This is a genomic window from Cellulomonas persica (genome assembly GCF_007989825.1).
In the GTDB taxonomy this organism is placed as follows: Bacteria; Actinomycetota; Actinomycetes; order Actinomycetales; family Cellulomonadaceae; genus Cellulomonas; species Cellulomonas persica.
The window spans coordinates 115,771-131,152 of the sequence record NZ_BJUA01000005.1 but is presented as its reverse complement, the minus strand read 5'-3'; the positions used below and the strand labels follow the sequence as shown (position 1 = coordinate 131,152).

The 15,382-nt window shown below is 74.0% G+C and carries 12 protein-coding genes; 8 read left to right on the top strand and 4 right to left on the bottom strand.

The annotated features are described in order from the left end of the window. Positions 1 to 117 precede the first annotated feature (117 nt). From pdhA to CPE01_RS06525, 3 genes are read left to right on the top strand one after another with little or no spacing between them, the layout of a single operon-like run. A complete protein-coding gene (gene pdhA / locus CPE01_RS06535) occupies positions 118 to 1,245 on the top strand; it encodes a pyruvate dehydrogenase (acetyl-transferring) E1 component subunit alpha (protein ID WP_146805957.1) in 1,128 nt (375 codons plus the stop codon). After that, complete coding sequence (locus CPE01_RS06530; protein WP_246783780.1) at positions 1,242 to 2,453, top strand: alpha-ketoacid dehydrogenase subunit beta; 1,212 nt, start codon at positions 1,242 to 1,244, stop codon at positions 2,451 to 2,453. The genes pdhA and CPE01_RS06530 overlap by 4 nt, the downstream gene beginning before the upstream one ends. Positions 2,454 to 2,477: 24 nt before the next feature. Further along, the gene (locus CPE01_RS06525; RefSeq protein ID WP_146805844.1) at positions 2,478 to 4,061 is read left to right on the top strand and encodes a dihydrolipoamide acetyltransferase family protein; all 1,584 of its coding nucleotides are present in this window, start codon (positions 2,478 to 2,480) and stop codon (positions 4,059 to 4,061) included. Between the two features lie 2 nt (positions 4,062 to 4,063). Here the strand turns inward: CPE01_RS06525 and CPE01_RS06520 are convergent, their stop codons facing one another. From CPE01_RS06520 to CPE01_RS06505, 4 genes are all read right to left on the bottom strand, one after another. Continuing rightward, a complete protein-coding gene (locus CPE01_RS06520; RefSeq protein WP_146805843.1) occupies positions 4,064 to 4,903 on the bottom strand; it encodes a hypothetical protein in 840 nt (279 codons plus the stop codon). Between the two features lie 98 nt (positions 4,904 to 5,001). Further along, a complete protein-coding gene (locus CPE01_RS06515; RefSeq protein WP_146805842.1) occupies positions 5,002 to 5,427 on the bottom strand; it encodes a hypothetical protein in 426 nt (141 codons plus the stop codon). A gap of 1 nt (position 5,428) precedes the next feature. Beyond that, on the bottom strand, positions 5,429 to 5,971 hold the full coding sequence (locus tag CPE01_RS06510) for a QcrA and Rieske domain-containing protein (protein ID WP_146805841.1): 543 nt from the start codon (positions 5,969 to 5,971) through the stop codon (positions 5,429 to 5,431). A gap of 68 nt (positions 5,972 to 6,039) precedes the next feature. Next, positions 6,040 to 7,962 carry an MDR family MFS transporter gene (locus tag CPE01_RS06505; RefSeq protein WP_146805840.1) on the bottom strand — a complete coding sequence of 641 codons (1,923 nt, stop codon included), beginning with the start codon at positions 7,960 to 7,962 and terminating at the stop codon, positions 6,040 to 6,042. Between the two features lie 225 nt (positions 7,963 to 8,187). On the opposite strand from CPE01_RS06505, the gene CPE01_RS06500 reads away from it, so the two are divergent. The 5 genes from CPE01_RS06500 (at position 8,188) to CPE01_RS06480 (ending at position 15,281) form a co-directional block, all read left to right on the top strand. Continuing rightward, the gene (locus CPE01_RS06500; RefSeq protein WP_146805839.1) at positions 8,188 to 10,251 is read left to right on the top strand and encodes a bifunctional copper resistance protein CopD/cytochrome c oxidase assembly protein; all 2,064 of its coding nucleotides are present in this window, start codon (positions 8,188 to 8,190) and stop codon (positions 10,249 to 10,251) included. A gap of 75 nt (positions 10,252 to 10,326) precedes the next feature. After that, a complete protein-coding gene (locus tag CPE01_RS06495; protein ID WP_146805838.1) occupies positions 10,327 to 12,453 on the top strand; it encodes a S9 family peptidase in 2,127 nt (708 codons plus the stop codon). 175 nt (positions 12,454 to 12,628) lie between these two features. Next, positions 12,629 to 12,850: a DUF6458 family protein gene (locus CPE01_RS06490; RefSeq protein WP_146805837.1), complete on the top strand. Its 222-nt coding sequence runs from the start codon at positions 12,629 to 12,631 to the stop codon at positions 12,848 to 12,850. Between the two features lie 249 nt (positions 12,851 to 13,099). Further along, complete coding sequence (locus CPE01_RS06485) at positions 13,100 to 13,756, top strand: biliverdin-producing heme oxygenase (RefSeq protein ID WP_146805836.1); 657 nt, start codon at positions 13,100 to 13,102, stop codon at positions 13,754 to 13,756. Positions 13,757 to 13,871: 115 nt separating this feature from the next. Next, positions 13,872 to 15,281, top strand: a complete 1,410-nt coding sequence (locus CPE01_RS06480; protein WP_186811436.1) for a GGDEF domain-containing protein — start codon at positions 13,872 to 13,874, stop codon at positions 15,279 to 15,281. Positions 15,282 to 15,382 lie beyond the last annotated feature (101 nt).

Sequence of the window (15,382 nt, the reverse complement as noted above, 5' to 3'; positions counted from 1 at the left end):
GGCGGGCCGGCCGCGGCCCCCGTCCTCACCACGGACGGCCGGGCCGCGGCCTACTCCACCTCCCAGCCCTCGTCGGCCCAGTCTTCGTCGGCCCAGCCCGCGTTCGAGGGCGGCCCGCTGGCCGAGGAGGGGCTCGTGCAGCTCCTCACGCCCACGGGCGAGCGGGTAGCGCACCCCGAGTACGACGCGTACGTCGCAGCGCTCACGGACGACGACCTGCGCGCGATGTACCGCGACATGGTGCTCGTGCGGCGGTTCGACACCGAGGCGACCGCGCTGCAGCGCCAGGGCGAGCTCGCGCTGTTCGCGCAGGCGCTCGGGCAGGAAGCCGCGCAGGTCGGCTCCGGGCACGCGCTGCGCCCGCAGGACCACGTGTTCCCCAGCTACCGCGAGCACGGCGTCGCGCACGTGCGGGGCGTCGACCTGACCGACGTGCTGCGGCTGTTCCGCGGCGTGGACCACGGCGGCTGGGACCCGGTCGCGCACGGCTTCCACCTCTACACGCTGGTCATCGGCTCGCACACGCTGCACGCCACGGGTTACGCGATGGGCGTCGTGCGCGACGGGCTCGTCGGGACCGGTGACCCCGAGAAGGACACCGCGGTCGTCACGTACTTCGGCGACGGTGCGACCTCGCAGGGCGACGTGAGCGAGGCGCTCGTCTTCGCGGCGGTCAACCAGGCGCCCGTGGTGCTGTTCTGCCAGAACAACCAGTGGGCGATCTCCGAGCCGACGACACGTCAGGCCACCGTCCCGATCGCCGCGCGTGCGCCGGGCTTCGGCATCCCCGCGGTCCGGGTCGACGGCAACGACGTGCTCGCGAGCTACGCGGTGACCGCGCAGGCGCTCGAGCGCGCCCGCTCGGGCGGCGGCCCGACGTTCGTCGAGGCGTTCACCTACCGCATGGGCGCGCACACCACGTCCGACGACCCGTCGCGCTACCGCTCGTCCGAGCAGGAGGAGTACTGGCGCCGCCGCGACCCGATCGAGCGCCTGCGCGCGTACCTCGAGTCGCGCGACGCGCTGCCGTCGCAGTTCCTCGCGTCGCTCGCGGCCGAGGGCGACGCGCTCGGCGAGCACATCCGCACGACGATCCGCGCGATGGGTCACCCGTCGGCCGCGTCGATGTTCGAGCACGTGTACGCCACGCCGCACGCGGGCGTCGAGGCCGAGCGCGCATGGTTCGAGTCCTACGAGTCGTCGTTCCTGGACCGGCCGGGTCACTCCGAGGGGAGCCACCGATGAGCACCGCGACGCACGACAGCCCCGCCGGCCTCCACCTCCCCGCGGCACCGCACGCCGCCGTGCGTCCGGCGTCGACCGGTCCGACAACCACCACGAGCGGTCCGACGGACGCCACGACCACCGCCACGACCCACGCACCTGCGGCGTCGTCGGCCGCGACCACCGGCGCGCCCGCACGCTCGTCGGACATCCCGCCGTTCCCCACGGGCGTCCAGAAGCTCACGTTCGCCAAGGCCATCACGCTCGGCCTGCGGCGCGCGCTCGCGGACGACGACAAGGTCCTGCTCATGGGCGAGGACATCGGCCGGCTCGGCGGTGTGTTCCGCGTGACCGACGGGCTGCAGGCCGAGTTCGGTGACGACCGCGTGGTCGACACCCCGCTCGCCGAGTCGGGCATCGTCGGCACCGCGATCGGCCTGGCGCTGCGCGGCTACCGCCCCGTGCTCGAGATCCAGTTCGACGGGTTCATCTTCCCCGCGTACGACCAGATCACGACCCAGCTCGCGAAGATGCACTACCGCTCGCGCGGGCGCCTGAACCTGCCCGTCGTGATCCGCGTGCCGTACGGCGGCGGGATCGGTGCGGTCGAGCACCACAGTGAGTCCCCCGAGGTGCTGTTCGCGCACACCGCGGGCCTGCGGGTGGTCACGCCGTCGAGCCCCGCCGAGGCGTACGCGCTGATCCAGCAGGCCGTCACGTCGCCCGACCCGGTGCTGTTCTTCGAGCCCAAGGGCCGGTACTGGGAGAAGGGCGAGGTCGACCTCGACGCGCCCGCGACCGCGCCGCACGGCGACGCCGCGACCGGCATGGACACCGCGCGGGTCGTGCGCGCGGGCACCGACGTCACGCTCGTCGCGTACGGACCGACCGTCACCACCGCGCTCAAGGCCGCCGAGGCGGCCGCGGCCGAGGGCACGAGCATCGAGGTCGTCGACCTGCGCACCCTGTCGCCGCTCGACACCGCGACCGTCGCCGCGTCCGTGCAGCGCACCGGCCGGTGCGTCGTCGTGCACGAGGCGCCCGTCATGTACGGGACCGGCGCCGAGGTCGCGGCCCGCATCACCGAGGAGTGCTTCTTCCACCTCGAGGCGCCCGTGCTGCGCGTCGGCGGTTTCCACGTGCCCTACCCGGTCGCGAAGATCGAGCACGACTACCTGCCGGGCCTGGACCGCGTGCTCGACGCCGTGGACCGCGCGCTCGCGTTCTGACCCCGGCCGCTCACAGGAGACGACGTGCCCACGTACCAGCAGTTCCCCCTCCCCGACGCGGGTGAGGGCCTCACCGAGGCCGAGATCGTCGAGTGGCACGTGGCCGTCGGCGACACGGTCGAGGTCAACCAGACGATCGTGGAGATCGAGACCGCCAAGTCGCTCGTCGACCTGCCGTGCCCGTGGGCCGGGGTCGTGACGCGGCTGCTCGTCGAGCCCGGCACCACGGTCGACGTCGGCACGCCGATCATCGAGATCGACACGGACCCGGACGGCGAGGCCCCTGTCGGGTCCGACGAGGGTGCGTCCGGTTCCGCCGCGTCCGGTGACGCCGCAGCCGACGAGCGTGCGACCGGCGAGGCTGCGTCCGGCGAGGCTGCGTCCGACGAGCCCGCGACGACGACGGGCGCGGTCCGGCACGTCGGCGGTGCCGTGCGGCACAGCGGGGTCGAGCCCGGTGGCGCCGAGGAGATCGAGGCCGCACGCGAGGCGCGCGGGGCCGCCGAGCGCGCGGCGGCCGCTGTGCCGGCTGCCGACGGCTCCACCGCCGCCGCCCCTGCCGTCCGGTCCGCCGCGCAGCCCGCCGCGGCGGAGCAGCGCGAGTCGGTGCTCGTCGGGTACGGGCTGGCTGCCGGTGGTTCGGCGCGGCGTCCGCGCGGTGAGGCCGGTGCGACCACCCCCGCGGCGGCACCGCCGGGCCGCACGCACGCGCTGGCCAAGCCGCCCGTGCGCAAGCTCGCGCGCGAGCTCGGCGTCGACCTCGACTCGCTCACTCCCACGGGGCCCGGCGGGATCGTCACGCGCGAGGACGTGCTCGCGCACGCCGCGCAGGCCGAGGCCCGCACGCTGGCGACCTACCCGGGCGACGACCAGCCGTGGCTCGCGTCCGGCACCGTCTCGTCCGACGGTCGGCAGACGCGCGTGCCCGTGAAGTCGGTGCGCAAGCGCACCGCGGAGGCCATGGTCACCTCGGCGTTCACGGCCCCGCACGTCACGGTGTTCCACACGGTCGACGTCACGCGGACCATGAAGCTCGTCGAGAAGCTGCGCGGCGACAAGGAGTTCGCGGACGTGCGCGTCACGCCGCTGCTCGTCGCCGCGAAGGCGCTCCTGCTCGCGGTCCGTCGCCACCCGGAGATCAACGCGAGCTGGGACGAGGCCGCGCAGGAGATCGTCTACAAGCACTACGTGAACCTCGGTATCGCGGCGGCCACGCCGCGCGGGCTCGTCGTGCCGAATGTCAAGGACGCGCACCGGCTCGGCCTGCACGAGCTCGCGGCCGCGCTCGGCGAGCTCACGTCCACCGCGCGTGCGGGCCGCACGTCGCCCACCGACATGGCCGACGGCACCATCACCATCACCAACGTCGGGGTGTTCGGCATCGACACGGGAACGCCGATCCTCAACCCGGGCGAGGCGGCGATCCTGGCGTTCGGCGCGATCCGTGAGCAGCCGTGGGTGCACAAGGGCAAGATCAAGGTGCGCTCGGTCACGCAGCTCGCGCTGAGCTTCGACCACCGTCTCGTCGACGGCGAGCTCGGCTCACGCGTGCTCGCCGACGTCGCGGCCGTCCTCGCGGACCCGGCCCAGGGTCTCGTCTGGGGCTGAAGTCAGCCGATCTCGCCGGCGAGCTCCTCGAGCTCGGCGAGGTCCGGGAGCTCGCCCCACTGCGAGTAGAACGTGGTCGACGTGCCCTCGCCCGCGCCGGGCGTGGTCGAGGTGACGTCGATCCGCGCGGTCGGGCCGGGCGTGGGGGTCCACACGACGAGCTCGGTCGTGGTGCTGTCCGCGAACGTCGGGAACGGAGCGTCGGCGCGGATCGCCCACAGCGACGTCGTCGTGCCGTCCGCGAGCTCGACCTCCTCGCGACCGTCGACCGTGAACCCCGGCGCGAGCCGGATCATGGCGTCGAGGAACGTCGGGTCGAGCGACGAGCGCAGGATGTCCACGCCCTGCGCCGCGAGCGCGGCCTCGGAGTCGCCCGCCGGGTCCCCCTCGACCCAGCCGGACTCGTCCTCGATCCAGCCCCGAGTCGGCGTGAGGGCGACGCGTCCGCCCGGCTCGCGGTCGGTCAACGCGTGCAGACCCTCGTCCGTGAGCACCCAGTCCACGCGCGTCGTGGTGCCTGCGAGCCGCACCTCCTGGTGCCCGCTGCGGGCCCAGCGCATGTGATCGGCGAGGCACGCGGCTAGCTCCTCGCTGGTGATCGCGGCACCCTCGACGAGCGTGATGGAGGTGCACGATGCGGGCGCGGGCACAGGCGCCACCGCGTCCGGCGGGAGCGCACCAGCGGGCGTCTCGCCGCTGTCGGGCGCTCCGGCCGCAGCGGTCGCGGTCGTCGTCACGGACGGCGCCACGCGCGACGGACCGTCCGAGCCGGGTGAGCACGCCGCCACGAGCGCGCAGCCCGCGACGACGAGGGGGACGACGTGAACCAGGCGACGCTGCACGGGTGCTCCGGGATGTCGGCGGCGGGGCAGGGTGACCCTGGCAATCCGGGAGCAACCGGTCAAGCTCGGCCCGCGACGTGAGACGCGCGCCGACGAGGTCAGACGCGCCGCCGCCGCTCCTGCACGAGCGCCGCCGCACCACCGACCACCGCGAGCGCCTCGGTGACCGCCGAGACCATCTCGGGCCACCCGCCCCACAGCGACCGCACGCCGAACAGGCCGTCGGGCAGGTACACCGCGAGCAGGAAGCCGACGAGCGTGCTCAGGCCGAACGCCACCGCCCCGAGCAGGGGCAGCGGCGAGCGCCACGTGAGCACGAGCACCGCGAGCACGAGCCCGCCGATGCCCTGCAACCAGAACGCCGTCGCGAGCCAGTTGCCGTCGCCGCCGCCGTAGTCCTCCACGGCGACGAGGTACACGTGCACCGCCCCGGAGATCGCGACGACGAGGGCGGTCAGGACCCGCCAGAGCCACGCGACCGAGCGCGTGGTGCCGACCGGTGCGGCGTGCGGTGCGGTGGTCATGTCATGCCGCCCCGGAGAACACAGCCCCGTCCTTCACGTGGACCTCCACGCTCGGGAGGGGCTTCTCGGCGGGCCCGGACACCGTGGCGCCGTCGAGCGCGAACACGGAGTTGTGGCACGGGCAGCGCAGGTCGCCCTCGCCGGGCGCGACGGTACAGCCCTGGTGGGTGCAGATCGCACTGACCGCGGTGATCGTGCCCTGCGACTCCTGGACCAGGAGGATCTTCTGGCCGCCGCTGTCGACGAGCAGCGCACCGCCCACGGGCACGTCGGCGACCTGGGCGAGCGGGCTCGTCGCGCCGTCGCCGGACGAGGCGGCGCCTGCGCTGCTCGCGGCGTCGGACGAGCCGCCGCCGGGGGTCGCCGAGCTCCCGCACGCGGCGAGGACGGCCGCGCCGGCGACGGCCAGGCCCACCCCGCCGGCGCGCGTGAGGAGCTGGCGGCGGTCGAGACAGCCCGCGCAGGAGCGGTGGTCGTGCGTCGGCTGGGTGTCCGGGTCGGGAGCGGTCGTCCCGACGGGGCCTCGTGTCGTGGTGCTGGTCATCGCGTGCCTCCGGGTGGTCGGTATGGCTCGTCGTCCCACGGCTCGGCCGGAAGGCCGGTGCAGCGACGTTAGCGGTCGAGGCTGTGTGTCGTCTGCGTCGTGACGTGCGTCGACCCCTGGCGGAATCGTTCTGCGTCGTCGGTCGCGCGCTCGTCGTCGGGCGGTCCGGGTGCCTGCGGCGGCTCGTCGCCGTCGTCTCGGGTGGAGGCTGCGGCTGCCGCCCGGTCCGCGGCAGCCTCGTCGGCCAGGCGGCCCTGGATGCCGGACACCGTGCGCAGCGGCAGCTCGGGGAGCAGCACCGTCAGCACCACGCCGGCGATCATCACGATGCCCGCGAGCAGCAGGACCAGGTCGATCGATGCGGCGAAGCCCTCGAGGATCGGCCGGGCCAGGCGCGGGTCGAGCGCCGAGATGAACGACGAGTCGTCGATGCTCAGCCCGTCGGTCCGGCCGGTCTCGAGCAGCTCGATCACGTGCGCGTTCGCGGGGTCGGCGCGCACCGCCGGGTCCGCGAGCGCGCCCTGCAGCTGCGGTGTCGCGGCCGCGCGGGTGAACGCCTCCGAGATGTTGCCGACGACCGTGGAGAACAGCACCGACAGGAACAGCGCGGTGCCGAGCGTGCCGCCCATCTGCCGGAAGAACAGCGACGAGGACGTCGCCACCCCCATGTCCTGCACGGGGACCGCGTTCTGCACCGCGAGCACCAGCGGCTGCATCGTGAATCCCAGGCCGAGCCCGAACACCACGGAGAACGCGAAGATCCAGGCGAACGGGGTGTCCACGTCGAGCGTCGCGAACGTCAGGCAGCCGACGATCATCAGGACCGTGCCCAGGACGGGGAAGATCTTGTACCGGCCCGTGCGGGACGTGGTCTGGCCCGCGATGACGGACCCGGACATGATCCCGACGGTGAACGGGATGAGGGTCAGCCCGGCCTGGGTGGGCGACTGACCCCGCACGATCTGCAGGTACAGCGGCAGGACCGCGAGCCCGCCGAACATCGCCAGGCCGATCACCACGTTGGCCGCGGCCCCGATCGAGAACACCCGCAGGCGGAACAGGCGCAGCGGGAGGATCGCGTCGCTGCCGGCCCGCCGTTCGCACAGCCAGAACGCGACGAGTCCCACGCCGCCCACGACGTAGGCGGTGACCGCGCGCGGGGACGTCCAGCCCCACGAGCGCCCCTGCTCGGCGACGACGAGCAGCGGCACGAGCGCGACGACGAGCGCGAGCGCCCCGGGCCAGTCGATCCGGTGGTCGACGCGCCGCACGGGCGGCAGGTGCAGCACCCGGGAGACCACCGCGAGCCCGAGGATGCCGAGCGGGACGTTGACGAGGAACACCCAGCGCCACCCGGCGAGCCCGAGGATCTCGTCGGCGCCCGAGAAGAACCCGCCGATCACCGGTCCGAGCACCGACGACGTGCCGAACACCGCGAGGAAGTACGCCTGGTAGCGGGCGCGCTCGCGTGGTGGGACCAGGTCGCCCAGGATCGTGATCGCGAGCGACATCAGGCCGCCGGCCCCCAGGCCCTGCACGCCGCGGTACACCGCGAGCTGGTACATCGAGTCCGCGGTGCCGGACAGCAGCGACCCGACGACGAAGATGCTGATGGCCGCGAGGTAGAACGGCTTGCGGCCGTAGACGTCGGAGAGCTTGCCGTACAGCGGCGTCGAGATCGTCGCCGTGAGCAGGTAGGCCGTGGTGACCCACGCCTGCAGCGACAGGCCGTGCAGGTCGTCGCCGATGGTGCGCATCGACGTCGCGACGATGGTCTGGTCGAGCGCGGCCAGGAACATGCCGATCATGAGGCCACCGAGGATCGCGACGATCTCGCGGTGCGTGGGCCCCTGCACGGGGTCCTGCGTGGGGTCCGGCTGCGGTTCCTGGACCGGGTCCGGTGCAGTCGTGCCGACGTCGGCCGAGGCGGCGGGAGCCTGACCGTGCTCGCGCTGCTCGGTGTCCTCGGACCTGGCGTCGTGCTGCGTCATCTGACCTCGATCGACGTAGGGCGGACGGGCGGGTGGTCACGGCGCCGGTTTCGCCGGTGTCCTCGGGGACGACGATCACGCCCCGAGCACGCGCACGTCATCAACAATGTGCGTCCATGCATGTGTTCCCGGTCACAGGGTGTGTCTCGCCGGGCGGACGACCGTGCGCCGTGGGGGATGCTGGACGGGTGCTGCACGTGACGACGTCTCCCGGGGCGTGAGCGGATGACCGCCACGACCGAGCCCCGGCGTCCCGGCCCCTGGCGGGCCGCGACGCTCGTCGGCGCCGCCGTCCTCACCGTCGTCCTCGGGGTGTGGTTCTCCGGGGCGGCCCTGCCCGCGCTCGTGCTGGACCCCGGCCCGTTCGTGCGGTGGGGCCTGCCCGTCGCGGAGACGTTCGTGCAGGTCGCGGCGGCGACCACGATCGGCTCGCTCGTCCTCGCGGTGTGCGTGCTCCCGCGGCGTGAGGAACGCGCGTCGGGCGCTCGTCGCCCCGCACGCACCGGACCCGTCGCGGACGGCACCGCCTACCCGCGTTCGCTGCTCGTCGCCGCGTGGGCCGCGGGTGCGTGGACGCTCGCCGCAGTCGCGCAGCTCGTCCTGTCGTACGCGAACGTCGCCGGGACCTCGGTGACCGCGCCGAGCTTCGGCGACGAGCTGTGGCTCTACGTCACGCAGATCTCGCTCGGCCGGACGCTCGGGTCCGTCGTCGTCGTCGCGGCCCTGGTCACCGCGCTGTCGATGGTCGTGCGCACCCCGACCGGCGCCGCGTGGACGCTTGTGCTCGGGGTCGTCGCGCTGTGGCAGCTCGCGCAGCTGGGCCACGCGGCCGGCGCCGCGGGCCACGACCTGGCGACCTCCGCGCTGTTCGTGCACCTCGTCGGTGCCGCGGTGTGGATCGGCGCGCTCGCCGCGCTCGCGGTCCTCGTGCGGGCCCTCGGGCGCGACGTGGCTCCCGCGGTCGCGCGCTACTCGGTGATCGCGGGCTGGTGCGTCGCGGCCGTCGCGGTGTCCGGCCTGGTGAGCGGGTGGCTGCGCCTCGGCTCGTTCGCCGGGCTCGACACCCGGTACGGCACGCTGCTCGTCGCGAAGGTGGTCCTGCTCGTCACGCTCGCCGGCCTCGGCCTGTGGCACCGCCGCCGGACCGTCTCGGCGATGGCCGCCCGCACGGCCGACGACCCCGGCTCGCACGGCACGCCCGCGGGCGCGACGCGGCTGTTCTGGCGGCTCGTGCTCGTCGAGCTCGCGGTCATGGGCGCGGTCTCGGGCGTCGCCGTCGCGCTCGCGTCGAGCTCGCCGCCCGTCCCCGAGACCCCACCCGCCGACCCGACCCCCGCGTACCTCGTCACCGGCCACCCGCTGCCGCCCGAGCTGACGGCCGTGCGGTGGTTCACCGAGTGGCGCTGGGACCTGCTGCTCGCGTTCGCCGCGGCCGCGGGCGTCGTCGTGTACTGGCGCTGGGTGCGCCGGCTGCGCCGCCGCGGCGACGCGTGGCCGTGGGCGCGCACCGCGTCGTGGACGGCCGGGCTGGTCCTGTTCTTCTGGACGACGAACAGCGGCCCCGCGACCTACGGGCACGTCCTGTTCAGCGCCCACATGATCCAGCACATGGTGCTCGCGATGGTCGTGCCCGTGTTCGTCGCGCTGTCCGCGCCCGTGACCCTCGCCCTGCGCGCGCTGCCGGTGCGCGCCACCACGCTGTCGGGCGACGTGTCGCGCGGACCGCGCGAGTGGCTCCTGGTGCTCGTGCACAGCCGGCTCGGGCAGTTCTTCGCGCACCCCGTGGTGGCGGCGGTCAACTTCGTCGCCTCGATGCTGCTCTTCTACTACACGGGCCTGTTCGAGTGGTCGCTGCGCAGCAGCGTGGGCCACCTGTTCATGGTCGTGCACTTCACGCTCGTCGGGTACCTGTTCGTCAACTCGCTCGTCGGCATCGACCCCGGTCCCCGGCGGCTCGGCTACCCGCAGCGCCTGCTCACGCTGTTCGCGACCATGGCGTTCCATGCGTTCTTCGGCGTCTCGCTCGTCTCGGGCGACTCGCTGCTCGTCGCCGACTGGTTCGGGCTGCTCGGCCGCCCGTGGGGCGCGTCGGCGATCGCCGACCAGCAGACGGGCGGCGCGATCACCTGGGGCATCGGTGAGCTGCCGACCCTCGCGCTGGCGATCGGCGTCGCCCTGGCGTGGTCCCGCGACGACGACCGCACCGCGCGCCAGCGCGACCGCCGCACCCGCGACGAGGACCCCGAGCTCGACGCCTACAACGAGATGCTCAAGTCCCTCAACGACTGACCCGTCCGCCCAGGGCTGAGCACGTGCCGTGCGGAACCGCGCAGGTCTGGGGGACGTGGGTGATAGGACGGGGGGATGGTGAAGATCGGTGACCTCGAGGAGTACGTCGGCATCCCGCGGGTGGGTGGGCTCACGCTCTCCCAGGACGGCGAGCGGCTCGTCGTGGCGGTGTCGACGCTCGACACGAAGAAGACCAGGTACCTGACGGCGCTGTGGGAGGTCGACCCCGCGGGTGAGAAGCCGGCACGGCGGCTGACGCGGTCGGCGAAGTCCGAGGGCGGCGCGGTGTTCACGCGCGACGGCGACCTGCTGTTCACGAGCGCGCGCCCGGACCCGGCGGCGAAGGAGCCGGACGACGAGGCCCCGGCCGCGCTGTGGCTGCTGCCGCGCGACGGCGCCGAGGCGCGCGTGGTCGCGGCGCGCACGGGCGGGCTCGGCGGGGTGACCACCGCCACGGACGCGGACACCGTGCTGCTGACGGGTGACGTGCTGCCGCGCGCCGCGGACGCCGAGGGCGACGACAAGCTGCGCAAGGACCGCAAGGACAAGAAGGTCGCGGCGATCCTGCACGACGGCTACCCGGTCCGGTACTGGGACCACGACCTCGGCCCGGACCTCCCGCACCTGTTCACCGCGGACCTGCGGGCGGCGGGCCTCGCGAGCGCCGGGACGTCCGAGGCAGACGGGGCGGACGAGCCGGCCGCTCTGCTCGCCGGGCAGGACGACCCGCGCCTCGAGCTCACGGACCGCACGCCCGACGCGCGTGGCGCGCTCGTCGAGCAGCACGCGGCGATCTCCCCGGACGGCACGACGATCGTCACCGGCTGGACGCAGCTGCGGGGACGCGCGGACCAGCGCAGCCGGCTCGTCGCGATCGACGTCGCCACGGGTGAGCGCCGCACACTCGTCGAGGACGACGCGATCGACGCGTGGTCGCCGGTCGTCTCGCCCGACGGCGCGTGGGTCGTCTACGGGTACGAGACCATCTCGACGCCGCACGAGGCGCCGCGGTCCGGCCTGGCGGTCGTGCCGCTCGCGGGTGGGCAGGCGCGCGTCGTCGCGCCGGGGTGGGACCGCTGGCCGGGCAGCCCGGTGTGGCTGCCGGACTCCTCGGGTCTGCTCGTCGTCGCGGACGACGAAGGCCGCGCGCCGATCTTCCGGATCGACCTCGCGACCGACGGCGGCGAGGACCGGGTCACGCGCGTGACCAGCGACGACGCGGCTTTCACGGACGTGCAGGTCAGCCCGGACGGCCGCACGGCGTACGCGCTGCGCTCGTCGTACCTGGCCCCGGCGCACCCGGTCCGGGTGGACCTGACGAGCGTGCCGACGCAGGCGGTGCCGCTGCGCTCCCCCGCGCCCACGCCCGAGCTGCCCGGGCGCCTCGAGGAGGTCGAGACGACCGTCGAGGACGGCCGCCGCGTGCGGGCGTGGCTCGCGCTGCCCGACGGCGCGGACGCCGCTCACCCGGCGCCGCTGCTGCTGTGGATCCACGGCGGTCCGCTGGGCTCGTGGAACGCGTGGTCGTGGCGCTGGAACCCGTGGCTGCTGGTCGCGCGCGGGTACGCGGTGCTGCTGCCGGACCCGGCGCTGTCCACCGGCTACGGGCAGGAGTTCGTCCAGGCCGGGTGGGGCGCGTGGGGCAGGGCGCCGTACACGGACCTCATGGCGGTCACGGACGTCGCCGAGCAGCACGAGGCGGTCGACGAGTCGCGCACGGCCGCGATGGGCGGGTCGTTCGGCGGCTACATGGCGAACTGGGTCGCGGGGCACACGGACCGGTTCCGCGCGATCGTGACGCACGCGAGCCTGTGGGCGCTCGACCAGTTCGGGCCGACGACGGACGCCTCCTTCTACTGGCAGCGGGAGATGACCGCCGAGATGGCGCTCGAGAGCTCGCCGCACCGGTTCGTCGAGCAGATCGTGACGCCCATGCTCGTCGTGCACGGCGACAAGGACTACCGCGTGCCGATCGGCGAGGGCCTGCGCCTCTGGTACGAGCTCCTCGCGAAGTCGGGGCTCCCCGCGGACGACGAGGGCCGCACGCCGCACCGGTTCCTGTACTTCCCCGACGAGAACCACTGGGTGCTCTCGCCGCAGCACGCGATCGTCTGGTACCAGGTGGTCGAGGCGTTCCTCGCCGAGCACGTGCTGGGTCGCACGGGCGACGACGCGGTGCCGTACCCGGACACGCTGGGCTGAGGAGCCGCGCCGAGCCGAGGCTGACGCGGGGTCGCTCGTCCGAGTGACGGGCGACCCCCGCAAGCCCGCCCAGAACCGGACGAAACGGACGTTCGACGCGCGGTCACGAGCGGTCGCGGCAAGACTCCCTCATCTGAGACCGGCCACCACGGCCGACCGACGAGAGGGAGCAAGCATGGGTATCGGTGGAGGTATCGCGCTGCTCGTGATCGGCGCCATCCTGTCGTTCGCGGTCAGCGACGCGATCGACGGGGTCAACCTGGGGCTGATCGGGTACATCTGCATGGGCGCCGGTGCGCTGATGCTGATCCTGGCGCTGGTGGTCAACGCCCAGCGGTCCAACACGTCGCACACGGCGGTCGTCGAGCACCGGGAGACGCCGCCGCCGGTGGTGTGATCCCGGTGGTGGTGCGATCCCGGTGGTGGAGTGATCCCGAGGGATGACGACGAGCGCCGCGCGGCCGACGAGCTGCGCGGCGTTCGTCGTGCCAGGCCCGGGAGACCGGCGCGAGGCCATCCGGTTCCGGCCGCGGGGCGTCGCCCGATGCTCGCATCGTGGTCGGAGGGTAGGTTTGCCTAACCTCATGCCCTACGATCTTCCTGACGCCACGTCACCAACGTGCTGACCGCGACGAGAGAGACGCCTGTGACCACCACCTCCGTTCCGACGGCCCCCACGACGCTCTCGTCCTGCTTGCGCGAGGGCACGCGCGAGCAGCACAGCCAGGCCGAAGGCATGGAGTTCATCGACGGCCTCGTCAACGGCCGGCTCTCGCGCGAGGCGTACACCGCGCTCGCGGTCCAGCAGCTCGCGATCTACACGGCGCTCGAGGCCGCGGGCGCTCAGCTGCGCGCCGCGGGTGCGGACCAGGGGCTCGTCTTCGACGAGCTCACGCGCGTCCCGGCGATCGAGAGCGACCTCGCGTTCCTGCTCGGCGCCGACTGGGCGGCGCGGGTGACGTTCCTGCCCGCGACCCAGGAGTACGCCCAGCGGCTCGTCGCGTGCTCGTCGGACCTGTCGCTCTACGCCGCCCACGCGTACACGCGCTACCTCGGCGACCTGTCGGGCGGTCAGGTCGTCAAGCGCATGGTGCAGCGCCACTACGGCGTGCCGGACGAGGGCGTCGGCTTCTACGACTTCCCGCAGATCCACAAGCTCAAGCCGTTCAAGGACGTCTACCGCGAGCGGCTGGACGGTCTCGGGCTCGACGACGCGCAGCTCGCGGCGACCGTCGAGGAGGCGCGCGTCGCGTTCCGGCTCAACCAGGCGGTGTTCGCCGAGCTCGGCGCGCTGCACAACTGAGCTCGGTCCGCGCCGATCGTGCGCGCTGACCTGCGCGAGCGGGTGATTCGTGCGGAACAGGTGATTCCTCGGCCGCCGGTGTCCGCAGGCGGCCTCGGCAGGCGATGATGTCCCCGTGACGCCACGGGTGACGGCCGGAGCTCGCAGAGGCCGACGGGCCGCTGCGGCGCTCAGTGGCGCGCGTGGTTTCGCGCTCGCGGCGCACCGGCTGGAGAGCGCACGCTCGCTCGACGAGGTCGTGCAGACCGCCGCCGCGCTCGCCGCCGAGATGCTGCAGGGCAAGCTCGCGGCGATCTGCCGGATCGAGCACGAGACGATGCGCGTGCTGCACCACGAGCCGTCGTCGGACCCGCGGCACGCCTGGCGCCTGCTCACGACCTACCGCGCCGACGACCGCCCCGCCCTGCGTCGGCTCATCCGCGAGCGGGAGAGCTGGGTCGCGCACGCGCAGGACGTCACGGGCCAGCCCACCCGCCCGGGCGACGAGGGTGCGGGGGACCCGGTCGAGGTCGCGCAGCTGCTCGAGGTGGGTGCGGCGAGCTCGCTCGGTGCGCCGATCGTCGTGAACGGTGTCGTGTGGGGCGCGGTGTTCGCGCTGCGCGGGCCCGACGACGGGCTGTTCACGCTCGACGACCAGGCGTGCGCCGAGGTGATCGCCGCGCTCACGGCCGGCGCGATCGCGCGCGTCGACCTCGAGGAGCAGATCCGCCACCTCGTCGCCGACGACCCGCTGACGGGCCTCGCGAACCGCCGCGTCGCGGACAACGCCGCCGAGGCCGCGCTCGAGTCCGGCGAGGAGGTCTGCATCGTCATGTGCGACGTCGACGGCCTCAAGCGCGTCAACGACGAGCTGGGTCACGACGTGGGCGACGACCTGCTGCGCAGCGTCGCGGACGTCCTGCGCCGCGCGGTCGAGCGGCTGCCGGGCAGCACCGCGGCGCGTCTGGGTGGCGACGAGTTCTGCCTCGTGACCGTCGGCCAGCACCGGGCCGAGGTCGCGGAGGTCATGCTCTCGACGACGCTCGAGTCGCCGTTGCCGCACGGCGCCGCGATCTCCTACGGCCTGGCCTCGACCGCGATCACGGGCGAGATCTCCGCGCGGCACCTGTTCCGCCGCGCGGACATCGCGCAGTACCGCGTGAAGCGCGCCCGCGCACGCGCCCGTCAGTCCGCGGTGCCGATCGCCGATCCGGCGGTCACCGCCGAGCGCGTGGTCGTCGCGGGTGCCGCGGCGATCACGGCGGCGCAGTCCGGCGTCGTGCCGCGGCTGTGCGCGATGGCCGCGGCCACCACCGAGACGCTCGGCGGGTCGGCGTGGGCGGTGCTCATGCAGCGCGACGGCACCGCGTCCGCGGTCGCGCGCGGCGGCAGCCCCGCGGACGTGGACCACGAGCAGATCGTCACGCAGGTGACGCACGGCGTGTGGCTCGTCGAGATCGGTGCGTCGCCGCACGCGGCGGCCGGCCCCGCGGTGACCACCGCGCTGCACGCACTGGCCGCGGTCGCGGTCGAGGGCGCCTCCTGACCCCACCACGGCCGGCCGCCCGCACCGCCGTCGCGGTGCGCCGCGCCCGGGCTGCGGATCGGGTGGACCTGCGCTCGCTGAGCGAGCGGAAGCCCACCCGG

What these genes read in the sequence shown, in the direction of transcription:
- CPE01_RS06530 (WP_246783780.1), top strand. Translation starts at nt 1,242, where the DNA reads ATGAGCACCGCGACGCACGACAGCCCCGCCGGCCTCCACCTCCCCGCG.
- CPE01_RS06515 (WP_146805842.1), bottom strand. Translation starts at nt 5,427, where the DNA reads ATGACCACCGCACCGCACGCCGCACCGGTCGGCACCACGCGCTCGGTC.
- CPE01_RS06510 (WP_146805841.1), bottom strand. Translation starts at nt 5,971, where the DNA reads ATGACCAGCACCACGACACGAGGCCCCGTCGGGACGACCGCTCCCGAC.
- CPE01_RS06505 (WP_146805840.1), bottom strand. Translation starts at nt 7,962, where the DNA reads ATGACGCAGCACGACGCCAGGTCCGAGGACACCGAGCAGCGCGAGCAC.
- CPE01_RS06500 (WP_146805839.1), top strand. Translation starts at nt 8,188, where the DNA reads ATGACCGCCACGACCGAGCCCCGGCGTCCCGGCCCCTGGCGGGCCGCG.
- CPE01_RS06495 (WP_146805838.1), top strand. Translation starts at nt 10,327, where the DNA reads ATGGTGAAGATCGGTGACCTCGAGGAGTACGTCGGCATCCCGCGGGTG.
- CPE01_RS06490 (WP_146805837.1), top strand. Translation starts at nt 12,629, where the DNA reads ATGGGTATCGGTGGAGGTATCGCGCTGCTCGTGATCGGCGCCATCCTG.